The 15,529-nt window shown below is 63.1% G+C and carries 16 protein-coding genes; 9 read left to right on the plus strand and 7 right to left on the minus strand.

Translation table 11 applies throughout. The features are described 5' to 3' along the window. Positions 1–127: 127 nt before the first annotated feature. The 5 genes from EOA78_RS25165 to EOA78_RS25185 all read left to right on the plus strand — a co-directional run bounded on the left by EOA78_RS25165 (position 128) and on the right by EOA78_RS25185 (position 5,748). The gene (locus EOA78_RS25165) at positions 128–598 is read left to right on the plus strand and encodes a hypothetical protein (RefSeq protein WP_127317470.1); all 471 of its coding nucleotides are present in this window, start codon (positions 128–130) and stop codon (positions 596–598) included. Next, positions 582–2,456: an ABC transporter ATP-binding protein gene (locus EOA78_RS25170; protein WP_127317486.1), complete on the plus strand. Its 1,875-nt coding sequence runs from the start codon at positions 582–584 to the stop codon at positions 2,454–2,456. The genes EOA78_RS25165 and EOA78_RS25170 overlap by 17 nt, the downstream gene beginning before the upstream one ends. Positions 2,457–2,494: 38 nt before the next feature. Beyond that, positions 2,495–4,378: an ABC transporter ATP-binding protein gene (locus tag EOA78_RS25175; RefSeq protein ID WP_127317471.1), complete on the plus strand. Its 1,884-nt coding sequence runs from the start codon at positions 2,495–2,497 to the stop codon at positions 4,376–4,378. Between the two features lie 31 nt (positions 4,379–4,409). Next, positions 4,410–4,724, plus strand: coding sequence for a DUF6665 family protein (locus EOA78_RS25180; RefSeq protein ID WP_127317472.1), 315 nt, complete (start codon positions 4,410–4,412; stop codon positions 4,722–4,724). Between the two features lie 406 nt (positions 4,725–5,130). Then, positions 5,131–5,748, plus strand: a complete 618-nt coding sequence (locus EOA78_RS25185; protein ID WP_127317473.1) for a cupin domain-containing protein — start codon at positions 5,131–5,133, stop codon at positions 5,746–5,748. 141 nt (positions 5,749–5,889) lie between these two features. On the opposite strand, the gene EOA78_RS25190 is transcribed toward EOA78_RS25185, so the two are convergent. Next, positions 5,890–6,246 (minus strand): cupin domain-containing protein, encoded by a 357-nt coding sequence (locus EOA78_RS25190; RefSeq protein WP_127317487.1) that lies wholly within the window; start codon positions 6,244–6,246, stop codon positions 5,890–5,892. A 303-nt stretch (positions 6,247–6,549) separates the two neighbouring features. Here EOA78_RS25190 and petA point away from each other — a divergent pair, with 303 nt between their 5' ends. The 4 genes from petA to EOA78_RS25210 all read left to right on the plus strand — a co-directional run bounded on the left by petA (position 6,550) and on the right by EOA78_RS25210 (position 10,139). Further along, a complete protein-coding gene (gene petA, locus EOA78_RS25195; RefSeq protein WP_127317474.1) occupies positions 6,550–7,110 on the plus strand; it encodes a ubiquinol-cytochrome c reductase iron-sulfur subunit in 561 nt (186 codons plus the stop codon). Positions 7,111–7,127: 17 nt separating this feature from the next. Continuing rightward, complete coding sequence (locus tag EOA78_RS25200) at positions 7,128–8,432, plus strand: cytochrome b N-terminal domain-containing protein (protein WP_127317475.1); 1,305 nt, start codon at positions 7,128–7,130, stop codon at positions 8,430–8,432. 86 nt (positions 8,433–8,518) lie between these two features. Beyond that, positions 8,519–9,391 (plus strand): cytochrome c1, encoded by an 873-nt coding sequence (locus EOA78_RS25205; protein WP_127317476.1) that lies wholly within the window; start codon positions 8,519–8,521, stop codon positions 9,389–9,391. 202 nt (positions 9,392–9,593) lie between these two features. After that, the gene (locus tag EOA78_RS25210) at positions 9,594–10,139 is read left to right on the plus strand and encodes an adenine phosphoribosyltransferase (RefSeq protein WP_127317477.1); all 546 of its coding nucleotides are present in this window, start codon (positions 9,594–9,596) and stop codon (positions 10,137–10,139) included. Positions 10,140–10,307: 168 nt separating this feature from the next. Here EOA78_RS25210 and EOA78_RS25215 read toward each other — a convergent pair whose 3' ends face one another. The 6 genes from EOA78_RS25215 to EOA78_RS25240 form a co-directional block, all read right to left on the minus strand. After that, positions 10,308–10,778: a MaoC family dehydratase gene (locus tag EOA78_RS25215; RefSeq protein ID WP_127317478.1), complete on the minus strand. Its 471-nt coding sequence runs from the start codon at positions 10,776–10,778 to the stop codon at positions 10,308–10,310. Continuing rightward, positions 10,775–11,236, minus strand: a complete 462-nt coding sequence (locus tag EOA78_RS25220) for a MaoC family dehydratase (RefSeq protein ID WP_127317479.1) — start codon at positions 11,234–11,236, stop codon at positions 10,775–10,777. Before EOA78_RS25220 ends, EOA78_RS25215 begins: the two co-directional genes overlap by 4 nt. 122 nt (positions 11,237–11,358) lie before the next feature. Then, a complete protein-coding gene (corA, locus tag EOA78_RS25225; protein WP_127317480.1) occupies positions 11,359–12,333 on the minus strand; it encodes a magnesium/cobalt transporter CorA in 975 nt (324 codons plus the stop codon). A 369-nt stretch (positions 12,334–12,702) separates the two neighbouring features. Beyond that, positions 12,703–13,806 carry a redox-regulated ATPase YchF gene (gene ychF / locus EOA78_RS25230; RefSeq protein WP_127317481.1) on the minus strand — a complete coding sequence of 368 codons (1,104 nt, stop codon included), beginning with the start codon at positions 13,804–13,806 and terminating at the stop codon, positions 12,703–12,705. Between the two features lie 98 nt (positions 13,807–13,904). Then, the gene (gene pth / locus EOA78_RS25235; RefSeq protein WP_127317482.1) at positions 13,905–14,636 is read right to left on the minus strand and encodes an aminoacyl-tRNA hydrolase; all 732 of its coding nucleotides are present in this window, start codon (positions 14,634–14,636) and stop codon (positions 13,905–13,907) included. A 23-nt stretch (positions 14,637–14,659) separates the two neighbouring features. After that, the gene (locus EOA78_RS25240; protein ID WP_065011952.1) at positions 14,660–15,298 is read right to left on the minus strand and encodes a 50S ribosomal protein L25/general stress protein Ctc; all 639 of its coding nucleotides are present in this window, start codon (positions 15,296–15,298) and stop codon (positions 14,660–14,662) included. Positions 15,299–15,529: the final 231 nt, after the last annotated feature.

Consider the following 15,529-nt stretch of genomic DNA (forward strand, 5'->3'; position numbering starts at 1 on the left):
TTTCAAGCTGTCGAAGGGGCTGAACGCCCCGCCTGAACACGCCTCTGTTCAATCCCTGCCTTTCGCCGGCCATTGGCCCGCGAACAGGCCGGACTTTTTTCCGTATTTTCACATGGAGGACGGACCGATGTTCGATCCCTGCAAAATTCCCGGTTCAAGAAGCCTGCACGAGCGCAGGATGGCGACATCGGCGCTTTTGATCGGCGAAACCTATTCGTCTGCGGCTCACGCCGAGACCCGCCGGCGCCCGCATCGCGGCATGCTGCCGGACGTCGATTTCTCGCGCGCGGTTCCCGACCGCAGCCGGCCGTCGCTGGTGCGCCGGATCATCAGGCTGATCCGGCCCGGCGCAAAAACCGGCGCGAAACTCCGGGCCGTCGACACAGCACTGTCAGGATCGTCAAGCGAGCCTGTCGGCGAAAAGCCCGCGACATCCTATATTGCGCGAAGCAGGACCGGCGGCCCGGGTGAGTCCAGGACGCCGGCCCTTGCCGCCACGCGATCCCAGGACGCTACGCGCCCCAAGGATGCCACGCGCTCCGCGCCGTGTGAGCGAAAACAAGCATATGAGTACCAAGACAATGTTCCGCTGGTTTGAAACAAGGCTCGATCCGTTCCCTGCCGAGGAGCCGGTCGAGCCGCCGAAGACGCTGATCGCCTTCTGCGTGCACTATACGCGCGGCGCCTGGCCCTACATCGCTGTCGATGCGATGCTGGTGACGGCTATCGCCCTTGCCGAGGTTTGGATGTTCGGCTTCATGGGCCGGATCGTCGACTGGCTGTCGGCGCAGAATCGCGAGACATTCCTGCAGACCGAGGGCTGGAAGCTCGCCGGCATGGCTTTCATCGTGGTTTTCGCGCTGCCGGCGACGGTCTGGTTCCATGCGCTCCTCAACCAGCAGACGCTGATGGGCAACTATCCGATGCGTATCCGCTGGCAGGTGCATCGTTACCTGCTCAAGCAGTCGATGGCCTTCTATCAGGACGAGTTCGCCGGGCGCATCGCGACCAAGCTGATGCAAACGGCGCTCGCCGTGCGCGAATGCGTCATCAAGCTCATCGACGTGCTCAACTATGTCGTGGTCTATTTCCTCGGGATGCTGTTCATTGTCGGCTCGGCCGACTGGCGGCTGGCGGCACCGCTTGCCGTCTGGCTTGCCGGCTATATCCTGCTCTTGCGCTATTTCATCCCGCGATTGGGCAAGGTCGGCGAGGAGCAGGCCGATGCGCGCTCGACCATGACCGGCCGCGTCGTCGACAGCTACTCCAACATCCAGACGGTCAAGCTGTTCTCGCATGCGCGGCGCGAGGCGTCCTTCGCGCGGGAAGGCATGGCCGGCTTTCTCGACACCGTTTACCGGTCGATGCGGCTGGTGACGCAGCTCTACGGCCTGCTCTACATCCTGAATTCGCTGCTGTTGTTTTCGGTCACCGCGATCTCGCTGTGGCTGTGGCTTGGCCAGGCGGTGACGATCGGCGCCGTCGCCCTGGTCATCGGCCTCGTGCTTCGGCTGTGGGGCATGTCCCAATGGATCATGTGGGAAATGTCCACCCTGTTCGAGAATATCGGCACGGTGCAGGACGGCATCAGTTCGATCTCGCTGCCGCGCCTCGTCGAAGACAGGCCTGGGGCCAAGGATATTGCCGTGACCAAGGGCGAGATACGTTTCGAGGACATCCGCTTTCACTACGGCAAACAGAAGGGCGTGATCGAAAGCCTGTCGCTGACGGTGAAGCCGGGCGAAAAGGTCGGCATCGTCGGCCGCTCGGGCGCCGGCAAGTCGACGCTGGTCAACCTTCTCTTGCGCTTCTACGATCTTGAGAGCGGCAAGATCCTGATCGACGGCCAGGAAATCGCGGCGGTGACGCAGGATTCGCTGCGCGCCCAGATCGGCATGGTCACGCAGGATACCTCGCTGCTGCATCGTTCGGTGCGCGAGAACATCCTTTATGGCCGACCGGGCGCCAGCGACGAGATGCTGGTCGAGGCATCTCGCCGCGCCGAGGCGCTTGATTTCATATCAAGGCTTTCGGACGCCAGTGGCCGCACGGGTTTCGATGCGCATGTCGGCGATCGAGGCGTCAAATTGTCCGGCGGCCAGCGGCAACGCATTGCCATTGCCCGCGTTATGCTGAAGGACGCGCCGATCCTCATCCTCGACGAGGCGACGTCTGCGCTCGATTCGGAGGCCGAAGCGGCGATCCAGGAGAACCTCTACAAGCTCATGCAAGGCAAGACCGTCATCGCGATCGCGCACCGGCTCTCGACCATCGCGGCGATGGACCGGCTCGTCGTCATGGATAAGGGCCGTGTCATCGAGGAAGGTTCGCATGAGGAACTCGTCGCCGGCGGCGGACTCTATGCGCAGCTTTGGCAGCGCCAGTCGGGCGGCTTCCTGCTCGACGACGGTGCCGCCGCCAACGATGCCATCATCAAGGGTCAAGCAGCAGAATGATGCCAGCAGAATGAGGGCAGCAGAATGATGGCCGCCGAATGATGATTGCCGTCTATCGCTGGTTCGAGAACTGGGTCTATCCGTTCAGGGAGCCCGCGGCCCTTCGGCCACCGATCAGCGTCAGCGGTTTCCTCTGGCACTATGTCGGCCAGGCGAAGGTCGCCTTCTTCGCCATGCTGGTCATCGGCGGTATCGCGCCGCTGGTCGAGGCCGGACTGTTCTACTTCGTCGGCAGGCTGGTCGACATTCTCGACCAGCTCCCCGGCGAGCGCAGCTGGGACGCGCTGTGGACTGCCGCCGGTCCCGAACTTGTCTTCATGGGCGCCGTGGTGCTGGTCGTCCGCACCATCGTCGTCGGCCTGGCGGCATTGGTCGACGAGCAGACGATCACCCCCGGCTTCTACAATCTGGTGCGCTGGCAGGCGCACCGCCATGTCTCGCGCCAATCCTACGCCTTTTTTCAGAACGATTTCGCCGGCCGCATCGCCACAAAGGTCTGGCAGGCAGGGCAGGCGACCGGCGATTTGATGGAAAGCTTCATCGAGGTCGTCTGGTTCATGGTCGTCTATACGGTGACGACGCTTGTGCTGGTCGCCGGCCTCGACTTGCGGCTGGCGGTGCTGGTGGTGATCTGGATCACCGCCTTCGGCTGGCTGGCCAAGCGCTATCTGCCGGAGATCCGCAAGCATGCCGAGCAAACCGCAGAGGCCGGTTCGATGATCACCGGCCGCTTCGTCGATTCCTATTCGAACGTGCAGACGCTGAAGCTGTTCTCGGCCGATGGCGACGACCGTTACATCAGGAGCGGCTTCGATATCTATCTCGAGGCGCTGCGGCCGTTCACCCGCCGGCTGACCGGCGTGCGCATGGCGCTGACGACGCTGTCGGGGATGATGATCACCGCGATCGCCTGTTTTGCGGTCTATCTCTGGGTCGAAGGCTCGATCACAGTCGGCGCCGTCGCCTTCACGCTATCGCTGGTGTTGCGACTCAACATGCTGCTCGGCCGGCTGATGATGCAGCTCAATAGTATCCTGCGGAATCTCGGCGTGCTGGAAAATTCCAAGGCGCTGATCTCGCAGCCGCTCGGCTTGACCGACGCACCCGACGCCAGGGAGCTTGTCGTGACCGGCGGCCGGATCGACGTGAAGAAGGTCGAGTTCCACTATGGCAAGGGGTTCGGCGTGCTCACCGGCATCGACCTCGTCGTGCGGCCGGGCGAGAAGGTCGGACTGGTCGGGCCATCCGGCGCCGGCAAGACGACGCTCGCCAATCTGATCCTGCGCCTCTACGACCTCGAGGCCGGCAAGATCACCATCGACGGCCAGGATGTTTCAAAGGTGACGCAGGATTCGCTGCGCGCCAATATCGGCGTCGTCAGCCAGGATACCGCACTGTTCCATCGCTCGCTTCGCGACAACATCAAGCTCGGCATGCCGGAAGCGACCGACGCCGAGGTGATCGCGGCCGCGAAAAAGGCCGAGGCGCACGACTTCATCCTCGACTTGCGCGACAATCGTGATCGCCAGGGCTATGAGGCCTTTGTCGGCGAGCGTGGCGTGAAATTGTCTGGCGGCCAGCGCCAGCGCGTGGCGATCGCCCGCGTCTTCCTCAAGGACGCGCCGATCCTAATACTCGACGAGGCGACGTCGGCGCTCGATTCCGACATCGAGGCGGCCATCCAGGAAAATCTGGCGAGGCTGATGGAGAACAAGACGGTCATCGCCATCGCGCACCGGCTGTCGACCATCGCGGCACTCGATCGCCTGGTGGTGCTCGACGGCGGCCGTATCGTCGAACAAGGCACGCATGACGAACTGGTGGCGCTCGACGGGCTCTATGCGCGGCTGTGGAAGCGGCAGTCCGGCGGCTTCCTGTTCAACGAGGAGAGCGTGCTCGAGGAGACGCGGCCGGCGGAGTAGGGCCAGGATTTCAGCATAACCGGAGTGGACCATGTCGGTGCGAATGCCATCGAATTTCGGACGGTCGGGAGCGCAAGAGAGCGCGCTCGACCTGCTCGGCCATGAAATCCTCGGCGAAAAGGCGGCGGCGCTCGGCCGCGCTGGCCGGCGCGTTGATGAAACGCTGACGAAGCTGCGTGAGCATGGCGATGACGGCGAACAACGTGCCCGGCTGCTCAAGGACGCGGCGGAGGCCGTCCACGGCTACTTCATCCAGCGCGAATTGTGCGGCTTGCGCAAGCACGACGCAGTGATCCGGGAATACAATATTCCAAAGGCCGTGCTGGCCAGGCTCGGCGCGAAATAGATACCGGTGTTGAAATCTGACGCCTGGTACCGAAGACGAAGTTCAGGTGCGAGCGCACTTTGGCGCAAGTCGGCCCGATTGACGACGTTCCCGCACTCAAAAGGGGTCACGTCACGACGATACCCACACCAACCTGAATGTCCGCTCTTGAATATTCGCAGCCCGAAGCTGCCGGTCTGCTCTCGGCCCGATTGAGACGTAGAACGCTCCATCGCCGTACAATCCGAGCTGATGCCTCGGCCGGCGCGGTCGCGCCACAAGCGGACCTTCGTGCGATCCGACTTCTTTGGCGGCAGGCGCTCTCGGGGTAGCCCGGAATTTGGTCGTGCCGTAAAGCGGCTCAGATGCTATCTTAGTAGCAGCTAATATTTTGGTCGAGGGGCAACCATGCAAAGGAGGACCGACCATGAAGCCGCATTCTCTCAGCGCCCGCCGTATTGGCGTGCTTCTGTTCTCACTGTGTGCTTTCGCGCTGATGACGTCAGCCTCAATGCCCGCAGACAGCAAATTCGCCGTCGAGCCGGTGGTTGAGAAAAAGCTGAAGGAACTGCCCTCCGGACCGTTGTACTGGCGGCTGGAAAATTTCCCAACGCTGGCGCAGGCCCAGAGCGCTGCGGGCCCGACCTCGCTTGCGGCGGAGGTCGCGGGCAAGGTCTGGCTGTTCACGCTTGGACCGAAGGATGGCTCGACGCCCGGCGGAGCCAAGGTCGTCGAGATCGGACCCCTTCCGCCGATCAGCGCCAGCGAGTATTTGCTGCGCGTCAACCGCGCCGGCGGAGCGCCCGGTGCCAAGACGCCGATCCATACGCATCCGGGACCGGAGGCCTTCTATGTGCTGGCCGGCAAACTCGGCCAGAGAACGCCCCACGGCGTAACCTACGCCGAAGCCGGCACGGCCATGACCGGACACGGGGCCAACACGCCGATGGAAGTGTTCAGCGCCGGCACAACCGATCTCGATGAGCTGGCCATCTTCGTGGTCGACGCCAATCAGCCGTTCTCGTCGCCGGCCAGCCTCGACTGAGGCGACATTTCCCGGGGTGGCGCGAATGTTCGCTACGAGCTGAGGCGGCACCCCAGCGTCAGATTTTCACCACCAGTTGACGCCGTTCTATTCCGAAAACCGGTTCCACTTTTCGCTGACGCGGACCTTCGGGATCATGATCTACTCCAGCCAGTCGGTGACGAAGCTGCCATTCTCGTGGATGTCGATCGTCTCCAGCGGGCCTGGGCCGAGATTGGTGAATTTGTGCGGCGTGTTCGGCGGCACGATCAGGATCTGGCCGGCCGATGCCTCGATCTGCCGGTCGCCGACAGTGAACAGCCCGGTGCCAGTGCGGATGATGAAAATCTCGCAATAGGGATGCATGTGCAGCCGCGGGCCGCCGCCGATCTCCGGCAGATAGTTCAAGATCAGGCAGCTTTTGGAGCCGTAGGCGCCGCCCTGCAGTTCGCCTTGCCAATGGTCGGGGCAGCGGCCGGTCGCTTTGGCCCATTTGTCGCGGTCGATGACATGCGCCATGAGCCGAGGATAGACCGAGGCCGGGGCTCCTGTCGAGCCAAACGCGGGCGCCGGTTTTGCCATTGTTTTCCTGTGGTTTACGCCGCCTTCGTCGCCACGCCGCCCGACGTCGAATTGCGTCCCCGCGACAATCTGCCCTTGTGCCTTCACCCGTCTGGACAAAAACGGGCTTCACGCATAAACCGAAGGCCAATTGCCGGAGGAATTCGCTAGCCTGTTCGCCATGCGCTGTCGGGTTGGCGTGAAAGAGCGGGGAACAAGCCTCCGCCACCGGCACGGAAGAGGCGAAAGGATCAGGCACCCGTGAGCGCAACCGACATCCAGGATCCCAACCGTCGTGATTTCCTCTACGTCGCCACCGGCATGGCCGCGGTGGTCGGCGCGGGTGCCGTCGCCTGGCCGTTCATCGACCAGATGCGCCCGGATGCCTCGACGCTGGCGCTGGCCTCGGTCGAGGTCGACGTCTCCTCGCTGACGCCGGGGATGTCGCTTGTCGTGAAATGGCGCGGCAAGCCGGTTGTGGTGCGCAACCGCACCGAACAAGAGATGAAGGACGGCGAGGCGGTCAATCTGGCCCAGCTCAAGGATCCGCTCGCCCGCAACGCCAATCTGCCGGCCGATGCGCCGGCAACCGACGCAAACCGCACCATGCCCGGCAAGGAGGCCTGGATGGTGATGGTTCAGGTCTGCACCCATCTCGGCTGCATTCCGCTCGGCCAGGAAGGCGAGTTCGGCGGCTGGTTCTGCCCGTGCCACGGCTCGGTATACGACACCGCCGGCCGCGTCCGCGGCGGGCCGGCGCCGGAGAACATGACGGTGCCGGTGTTCCAGTTCATTTCCGACACCAAGATCCGTATCGGCTAAGGCTAAGGGATATTTCGATGAGCGAGGGACACTCGACCTATACGCCCAAGACCGGTATCGGACGCTGGTTCGACGCCCGCATGCCGTTGCCGCGGCTGGTCTATGACAGCTTCGTCGCCTATCCGGTACCGCGGAACCTCAACTATGCGTGGACCTTCGGCGGCATCCTGGCGCTCATGCTGGCGGCGCAGATGCTGACCGGCATCGTGCTGGCCATGCATTATGCGGCGGACAGCACTCTCGCGTTCGATTCGGTCGAAAAGATCATGCGCGACGTGAATTCGGGCTGGCTGTTGCGCTACATGCATTCGAATGGCGCGTCGTTCTTCTTCGTCGCTGTCTACATCCACATCTTCCGCGGCCTTTACTACGGTTCCTACAAGGCGCCGCGCGAGCTTCTGTGGATCCTCGGCTGCATCATCTACCTCCTGATGATGGCGACGGGCTTCATGGGCTATGTCCTGCCCTGGGGACAGATGAGCTTCTGGGGCGCCACCGTCATCACCGGTTTCTTCAGCGCCATCCCGCTGGTCGGCGACTGGATCCAGCAGCTTTTGCTCGGCGGCTACGCCGTCGACAACCCGACGCTGAACCGCTTCTTTTCACTGCACTATCTTCTGCCGTTCATGATCGCTGGCGTCGTCGTGCTGCATATATGGGCGCTGCATGTGGTCGGCCAGTCGAACCCGACCGGCATCGAGGTCAAGTCGAAGACCGATACCGTCGCCTTCACCCCTTACGCGACCATCAAGGACGCGTTCGGGATGCTCGTGTTCCTGTTCATCTTCGCCTATTTCGTCTTCTACCTGCCGAACTTCCTCGGCCATCCGGACAACTACGTAGTCGCCGACCCGCTGAAGACGCCTGCCCATATCGTGCCGGAATGGTACTTCCTGCCGTTCTACGCGATCCTGCGCGCCATCACCTTCAATATCGGGCCGATCAACTCCAAGCTCGGTGGCGTGCTCGCGATGTTCGGCTCCATCGCCATGCTGTTCCTGGTGCCGTGGCTCGACACTTCGAAGGTGCGCTCGGCGGTCTACCGGCCCTGGTACAAGCTGTTCTTCTGGCTGTTCGTGATCGATGCCGTCCTGCTCGGCTGGCTGGGGTCCCAGCCGGCCGAAGGCAGCTATGTCTTCATGGCGCAGATGGCGACATTGTTCTACTTCGCCTTCTTCGTGGTCGTGCTGCCGGTGCTCGGCCTGATCGAGACCCCGCGGCGGTTGCCGAATTCGATCACCGAGGCGGTGCTCGAGAAAAACAAGGGTGGCGGGGGCGGACATCCGGCTCGCGCGACAGCCGCACCGGAAACCAAGAGCTGAGCATGTTGCCGAAAAGTGGAGACCGGTTTTCGGAAAAGATCATGCTCGAGACGACGGCGCGGCAGAGAATCTCAAGGGGATTTGGCATGAAGAAGATTCTCACCTCGCTGGCGCTGCTCGGCCTTGTGTTGGCAGGCACTGCGGCCGCGACCACTGGGGCCATCGCCCAGGAGGAGGCGCACAACGAAGCCGCGCCGACGCATTTCCCGATACACGAGCCGAAGGAGATGGACTGGAGCTTCGCCGGGCCGTTCGGCACCTACGACAAGGCGCAGTTGCAGCGCGGGCTGAAGGTCTACAAGGAAGTCTGCGCGGCCTGCCATTCGATGAAATTGGTGGCGTTCCGCACCCTGGAAGATCTTGGCTATTCGGAAGCGCAGGTCAAGGCGCTGGCCGCCGAGTACACGATCAATGATGGTCCCAACGATGCCGGCGACATGTTCGATCGTCCCGGCATACCGTCCGACTATTTCCCGGCGCCGTTCCCCAACGATCAGGCAGCAGCGGCCGCCAATGGCGGGGCTGCCCCGCCCGACATGTCGCTGCTGGCCAAGGCGCGCGGCGTCGAGCGCGGCTTTCCGCGCTTCGTCTTCGACATCTTCACACAATACGCCCAAGGCGGTCCCGACTATATCCACTCGCTGCTGACCGGCTATGACGAGCAGCCGCCGGCGGGCATGGAGATACCGGAAGGCACGCACTACAATCCGTACTTCATAGCCGGCGTGTCGCTGAAGATGCCCAACCCGCTCTCCGACGACCAGGTGACCTATGACGACGGCGCGCCGCAGACGGTCGACCAGTATTCCCGCGACGTGTCGGCCTTCCTGATGTGGGCGGCCGAGCCGCATCTGGAAGCCCGCAAGAAGACCGGCTTTCGCGTGCTGGTCTTCCTGTTGCTGTTCGGCGCGCTGGTCTATCTGACCAAGCGCAAGGTGTGGGCCGGCGTGGCGCACTGAGTTACGCAAAGGGCGTCGAAGGGCGCCCTTTTGCATTTCCGAACACTGCCTCCGAAGACCGCCGGCCCAGTCCTTTGCCGGACAATTTTCTTCCAGGCGTCACATCGCGGTAGCCGTCGCCGGCCGCGCCGGGTTACGATCGGCCGGAGTTCCTTTTCAGGTCTTCAAGTCGAATCGGACGAATGCCCCGGAGAGCCGCCCCATGAAACCTTCGCTCGAAGACACGCTGCTTGCCGCGATCCGCACCATTCCGGACTATCCCAAGCCGGGCATCCTGTTTCGCGACATCACCACGCTGCTAAGCAATGCGCGCGCCTTCCGCCGCGCCATCGACGAGCTGGTGCATCCCTATGCCGGCCAGAAAGTCGACAAGATCGCCGGCATCGAGGCGCGCGGCTTCATCCTTGGCGGCGCCGTCGCCCATCAGCTTTCGGCCGGCTTCGTGCCGATCCGCAAGAAGGGCAAGCTGCCTTACGAGACGGTGCGCGTCGCCTACAGCCTCGAATACGGGCTGGACGAGATGGAGATGCACAGGGATGGCGTATCTCCGGGTGAGAAGGTGATCCTGGTCGACGACCTGATCGCCACCGGCGGCACGGCGGCGGCGGCGGTCCAGCTGTTGCGGCAGATCGGCGCCGACATTCTCGCCGCCTGCTTCGTCATCGACCTGCCGGACCTCGGCGGACGTCAGAAGCTGGAGGCGCTCGGCGTGCCGGTCAGGACGCTGATCGGATTCGAAGGGCATTGAGAGAGTGTTCTGCCTTCTCCCCTTGTGGGAGAAGGTGGATCGGCGCGCAGCGCCGAGACGGAAGAGGGGTGTTGGACGGAGTGCCGCAGTGCCAAGCTGGAGCACCCCTCATCCGACCGAGCTTCGCTCGGCCACCTTCTCCCACAAGGGGAGAAGGAAGAGACTATCCTATCCCACCTTGACCAGCACGGCGCTTTCGAACTCGATGACCCTGTCGCCGGTCGAATCGAAGGCCTCCGAGCGAAGCGTGAGCAGCCGCCAGCCCGGCCGTGACATGATGGGGCGGTGGGCAAGCGCTGTGCGGGTGAATGTCACGGTTTCTCCGGCATAGACGGGCTTCAGCCATTTGAGGTTCTTGAAACCGGGCGAGGGGCCGAATTCGGGTGCGGGTCCTGCGCCGACCCAGCGGGCGCCCCCGGCTTCCACGCCGGTCTCGAGGTTCAATTTCATCCAGGTTGCAGCTGTGTGCCAGCCCGAGGCGCACAGGCCGCCGAATACGCTCTTCTTCGCCGCCTCTTCGTCGAGATGGAATATCTGAGGATCGTATTTCCTGGCGAACGCCTTGATCGCCTCGGGTTCGAATGTATGCGAACCGAGCGTGACGGTGACGCCGATGCAGAAGAACTCGTCGAGGCTCACGCGCTGGCCCCTCGCGTCAGGAACATGACGGTGTTCTCGAGTTCGAAGACGCCTTCGCCACGCTGGTTGAAAAGCTCGCTGCGTAGGGTGACGAGGCCGAGCTGGGGCTTGGACTTGGACAGGCGCTTGGCAAGGACGGTGGTGTTGCCGGTCAAGATGTCGCCGGCCAGCACCGGCTTCTTCCATCGGACCTGGTCGACGCCGGGGGCGCCTTGCGAGGTCGAGTTCAGCAGGAAGGCGTCGCACAGCATGCGCATGAACATCGCGCAAGTGTGCCAGCCGGAGGCTGCCAGCCCGCCAAGGATGCTGGCCTTGCCCGCCGCCTCGTCGAGATGCATCGGCTGCGCATCGAACTCTTGCGCGAATTCGATGATCTCGGCCGCACTCACCAGCTTCGTCCCGAGGTCGAGCGAGGCGCCCTCGACGAAATCCTCATAGGCCCAAATCTTTCCGGTCATGGTCTGGAATCCGGTTCAAGTTTGTACGATCGCCACGGATCGGGGTTCCCGGATGCAGGCAGGGCGCAATTTGGTCAAGTAATTTCTGGCGCGCCAGGCCATCGCGCCCAACGGAATAGAAGCTACAACCAGCCGCGGCGGCGGAAATACCAGAAAGGCAGGATCGCCGACACGATCATCAGGCCGATGGCGAAGGGATAGCCGAGCTGCCATTTGAGCTCGGGCATGATGTCGAAATTCATGCCGTAGATCGAAGCGACCAGCGTCGGCGGCAGGAAGATGACTGCGGCGACGGAGAAGATCTTGATGATGGCGTTCTGCTCGATCGAGATCATGCCGAGCGTCGCGTCGAGCAGGAAGTTGATCTTCTGCGACAGGAAGGTGGCGTGGTCGGCGAGCGACAGCACATCGCGCGACAAGGTCTTGATGCGCGCGCGGATGTCTTTGCTCATTTTGGTCTGCGTCGAGGCGTGGGCGAGAAAACCGGCGAGCCGCTGCAGTGAAATCAGGCTGTCGCGGATCGAGGAGGCGATGTCCTCCTTGCGGCCGATCGCCTTGAGCAATTCCTGGAAGTCGCGGTTGCGCTTGGAAACCTTGGTCGAGCGTGCCTCGAAGATGTCGCGCGAGATCGTCTCGATGTCGCGGCCGGCGCGCTCCAGAATGTCGGCGAGGCGGTCTACGATCGCCTCCAGCAGGCCGATCAGGATGGTGTCGCCGCTGGTGCAGCCGGTCGCCACCTTCTCGGCGCGCAGCGGAAACGTCTTGAAGGCCTTCGGTTCGTGATAGCGCACGGTGATCAGCCTGTTGCCGGCCAGCACGAAGGTGACCGGCGACATCAGGGGATCGTCGGCCTCGGTCTGGGCCGGCAGAATGGCGGTCATGAAATAGGCCCCGTCCTCGACGTAAAGGCGGCTGGAAATCTCGATCTCCTCCATCTCCTCGCGCGTCGGAATGGCAACACCGAGCCAGGCCTCGATGGCCGCTTCCTCTTCCTTTGTCGGGTTCAGAAGATCGGCCCAGACGACCTTGTCGCTGTTTGCCAAGAGATCGTCGGCGAGGCGCAGGCGATCATTGTCCACGACGAATGCCTTGATCATCACCGGGTCTCCCTTGCTGAGGCCAAAAGGATGGGTTCGAGCGGGCGCGTCGTTTCGGATTGCACGGGACAGGCGCTTTCGACGAAAGCACGGGCCGGTGCAAACGCCCCTTAGACCGGGCATTGCGGGCAGTCAAGCCGCGCGGAAAGGGCCCGTCCAGTCTCCTCCTTCTCCCCTTGTGGGAGAAGGTGGCCGAGCCCACGGGTCTTGCCTTCGGCAAGCCCGAGGACAGGCTCCGCTCGGTCGGATGAGGGGTGTTCCAGCTTGGCACCGACAGCGCTCCGGCCAACACCCCTCAACCGTCTTGGCGCTGCGCGCCAATCCACCTTCTCCCACAAGGGGAGAAGGAAGAAGGCACCGTCGGTCAGCTCACGTGTTGAACTTGAACAGCATGATGTCGCCGTCCTGGACGACATACTCCTTGCCTTCGTCGCGCGCCTTGCCGGCCTCCTTGGCCGCCACTTCGCCGCCCAGCGTGACGAAGTCGTTGTAGGCGATGGTCTGGGCGCGGATGAAGCCGCGCTCGAAATCGGTATGGATGACGCCTGCCGCCTGCGGCGCCTTGGCGCCCTTGTGCACGGTCCAGGCGCGTGTCTCCTTCGGGCCGACGGTGAAATAGGTGATGAGCTGCAGCAGCTCGTAGCCGGCGCGGATCACCTTGTTCAAGCCAGGCTCATCGAGGCCCAGCGTCGCGAGGAATTCCATTTCCTCTTCGTCGCTGAGCTGCGCGACCTCGGCTTCGATCGCCGCGGAAATCACCACGGTGCGGGCGCCTTGCGCGGCAGCCATCTGTTCGACCGCCTTGGTGTGTGCATTGCCGGTGGCGGCATCGGCTTCGGCGACATTGCAGACATAGAGCACGGGGTGCGACGTCAGCAGATTCAGCCCCTGCAGGATGCGCAGATCCTCCGCGGAGATACCTTTGAGCAGGATGCGGGCGGGCTTGCCGGCCTGCAGGAGTTCGAGAGCGGCTTCCATCATCGGCAGCACGGTCAGCGCCTCCTTGTCCTTGCCGGAAGCGCGCTTGCGGAACTGCACGATGCGGCGCTCGAGGCTGTCGAGGTCGGCGAGCATCAGCTCGGTCTCGACGGTCTCGGCGTCGGCAACGGGATCGATGCGGCCTTCGACATGGGTGATGTCATCATCCTCGAAGCAGCGCAGCACGTGAACGATGGCGTCGACCTCGCGGATATTGGCCAGGAACTGGTTCCCCAGCCCTTCGCCTTTCGAGGCGCCGCGCACCAGGCCGGCGATGTCGACGAAGGAGATGCGGGTCGGGATGATCTCCTTGGACTTGCCGATCGCCGCGATCCTCTGCAGGCGCGGGTCCGGCACCGCCACCTCGCCGGTGTTCGGTTCGATGGTGCAGAACGGATAGTTGGCGGCCTGCGCCGCCGCCGTCCTGGTCAGCGCGTTGAAAAGCGTCGACTTGCCGACGTTGGGCAAGCCAACGATGCCGCATTTGAAACCCATTTTTTATCCGGTCCTATCGGGAAATCGAAATTTGATGAGGGCTATGGGCGAAAGCGCCGACGATCGTCAAGCCCTCCCGCCCCGATCCGTGGCGAGGCTCAATCCTTGCCGCCGAACAGCTTCTTCAGCATGGCGGCCATCGGGCCGGTTTCGGGCAGCTTGACCGCCGGCTGCTGCGGTCGCGCCTGACGGACGTGGCTCTGCTGTTTTGCACCCTGTTGTTTTGGCCCGGGCTTTTCCGGCTCGGGCGCGACGCCGGTCTTTCGCTGGACGGCAACACTGACCTTGTTCATGAAGCCGGGCTCATCACCCCTCACGATCAAGTCGGCATGATCACCGATGGCGTCGAGCAGCGGCTCCAGCCATTCGCGATCGGCCCTGGCGAAATCGCCAAGCACATGATGCTGGACGAATTCCTTGACGCCGGGATGGCCGACGCCGATGCGCACGCGGCGGTAAGCGTTGCCGACATGGCCGTCGACCGAGCGGATGCCGTTGTGACCGCCGGCGCCGCCGCCGGTCTTGACGCGGACCTTACCGTCGGCGAGGTCGATCTCGTCATAGAACACGGTGAGCGCCGAGGGAGTGAGCTTATAGAAGCGCAGCGCTTCGCCGATCGACTGGCCTGAATTGTTCATGAAGGTCTGCGGCTTGATCAGGATGACCTTTTCGCCGGCAAGCGTACCTTCGGCGATCAGCCCCTGGAACTTCTTCGACCAGGGCGAAAAAGCGTGGCGGCGGGCGATTGCGTCCGCCGCCATGAAGCCGACATTGTGCCGGTTGTTGGCGTATTTCGCGCCCGGATTGCCGAGGCCTGCAAACAGCAGCATCGTCACCTCCGGGCGGAAAGGGATTACTTCTCTTCGTCGGCAGGAGCCGCTTCGGGTTCAGCCGCTTCGACCGTCTCTTCCGCCTCCGGCTTCATCGCCGCGGAGCCGGCAATGGTCGCGACGGTGAAGTCGCGGTCGGAGATCACCGGCTTGACGCCGGCCGGCAGCTTGACCGCCGAGATGTGGATCGAATCGCCGATATCGGTGCCGGTGAGATCGACGGTGATGAATTCCGGGATCGCATTGGCCGGGCAGTGGAACTCGACTTCATGACGCACGATGTTGAGCACGCCGCCGCGCTTGATGCCGGGCGACTTGTCCTCGTTGATGAAGTGGACCGGCACGTCGACATTGACTTCGGTGTCCTTGCCGATGCGCAGGAAGTCGACATGGACCGGGAAATCCCTGACCGGGTCAAGCTGGTAGTCCTTGGGCAGGACCTGGATCTTCTTGCCGTCGACATCAATCGTGGCGATCGTGGTCAGGAACCCGCCGCCATGGATCTTGTAGTAGATGTCCTTGTAGGTCAGCGCAATCGCCAGGGGAGGCTGCTTGTCGCCGTATATTACTGCAGGCACTTTACCGTTGCGGCGAACTGCACGGGCGGACCCCTTACCGACCTGTTCGCGCGCTTCGGCCTTGAGCTCGTAAGTATCGCTCATGGCATTTCCTTTCGCGTTGTTCTGGAGCGTTCGCGGCCGGCGAGGTGCCTGGGGCCGTAAACGTCGAAAGCCGTCATGGCCTTACATGATCTGGTCCAAAATCTTTTTGGGATCACGTCAGGCCGGACAGCCTTCCGCCGCGTTGCCTCCAAGGGTGTCTACGCGGGTGGCGGCTCTATAGCGGAAGGTGGGACGAGGTGCAAGGTGGGGGCGGGTGGGCAGTGTCTTTAC

The organism is Mesorhizobium sp. M5C.F.Cr.IN.023.01.1.1 (assembly GCF_003997585.1).
Lineage (GTDB): Bacteria > Pseudomonadota > Alphaproteobacteria > Rhizobiales > Rhizobiaceae > Mesorhizobium > Mesorhizobium wenxiniae.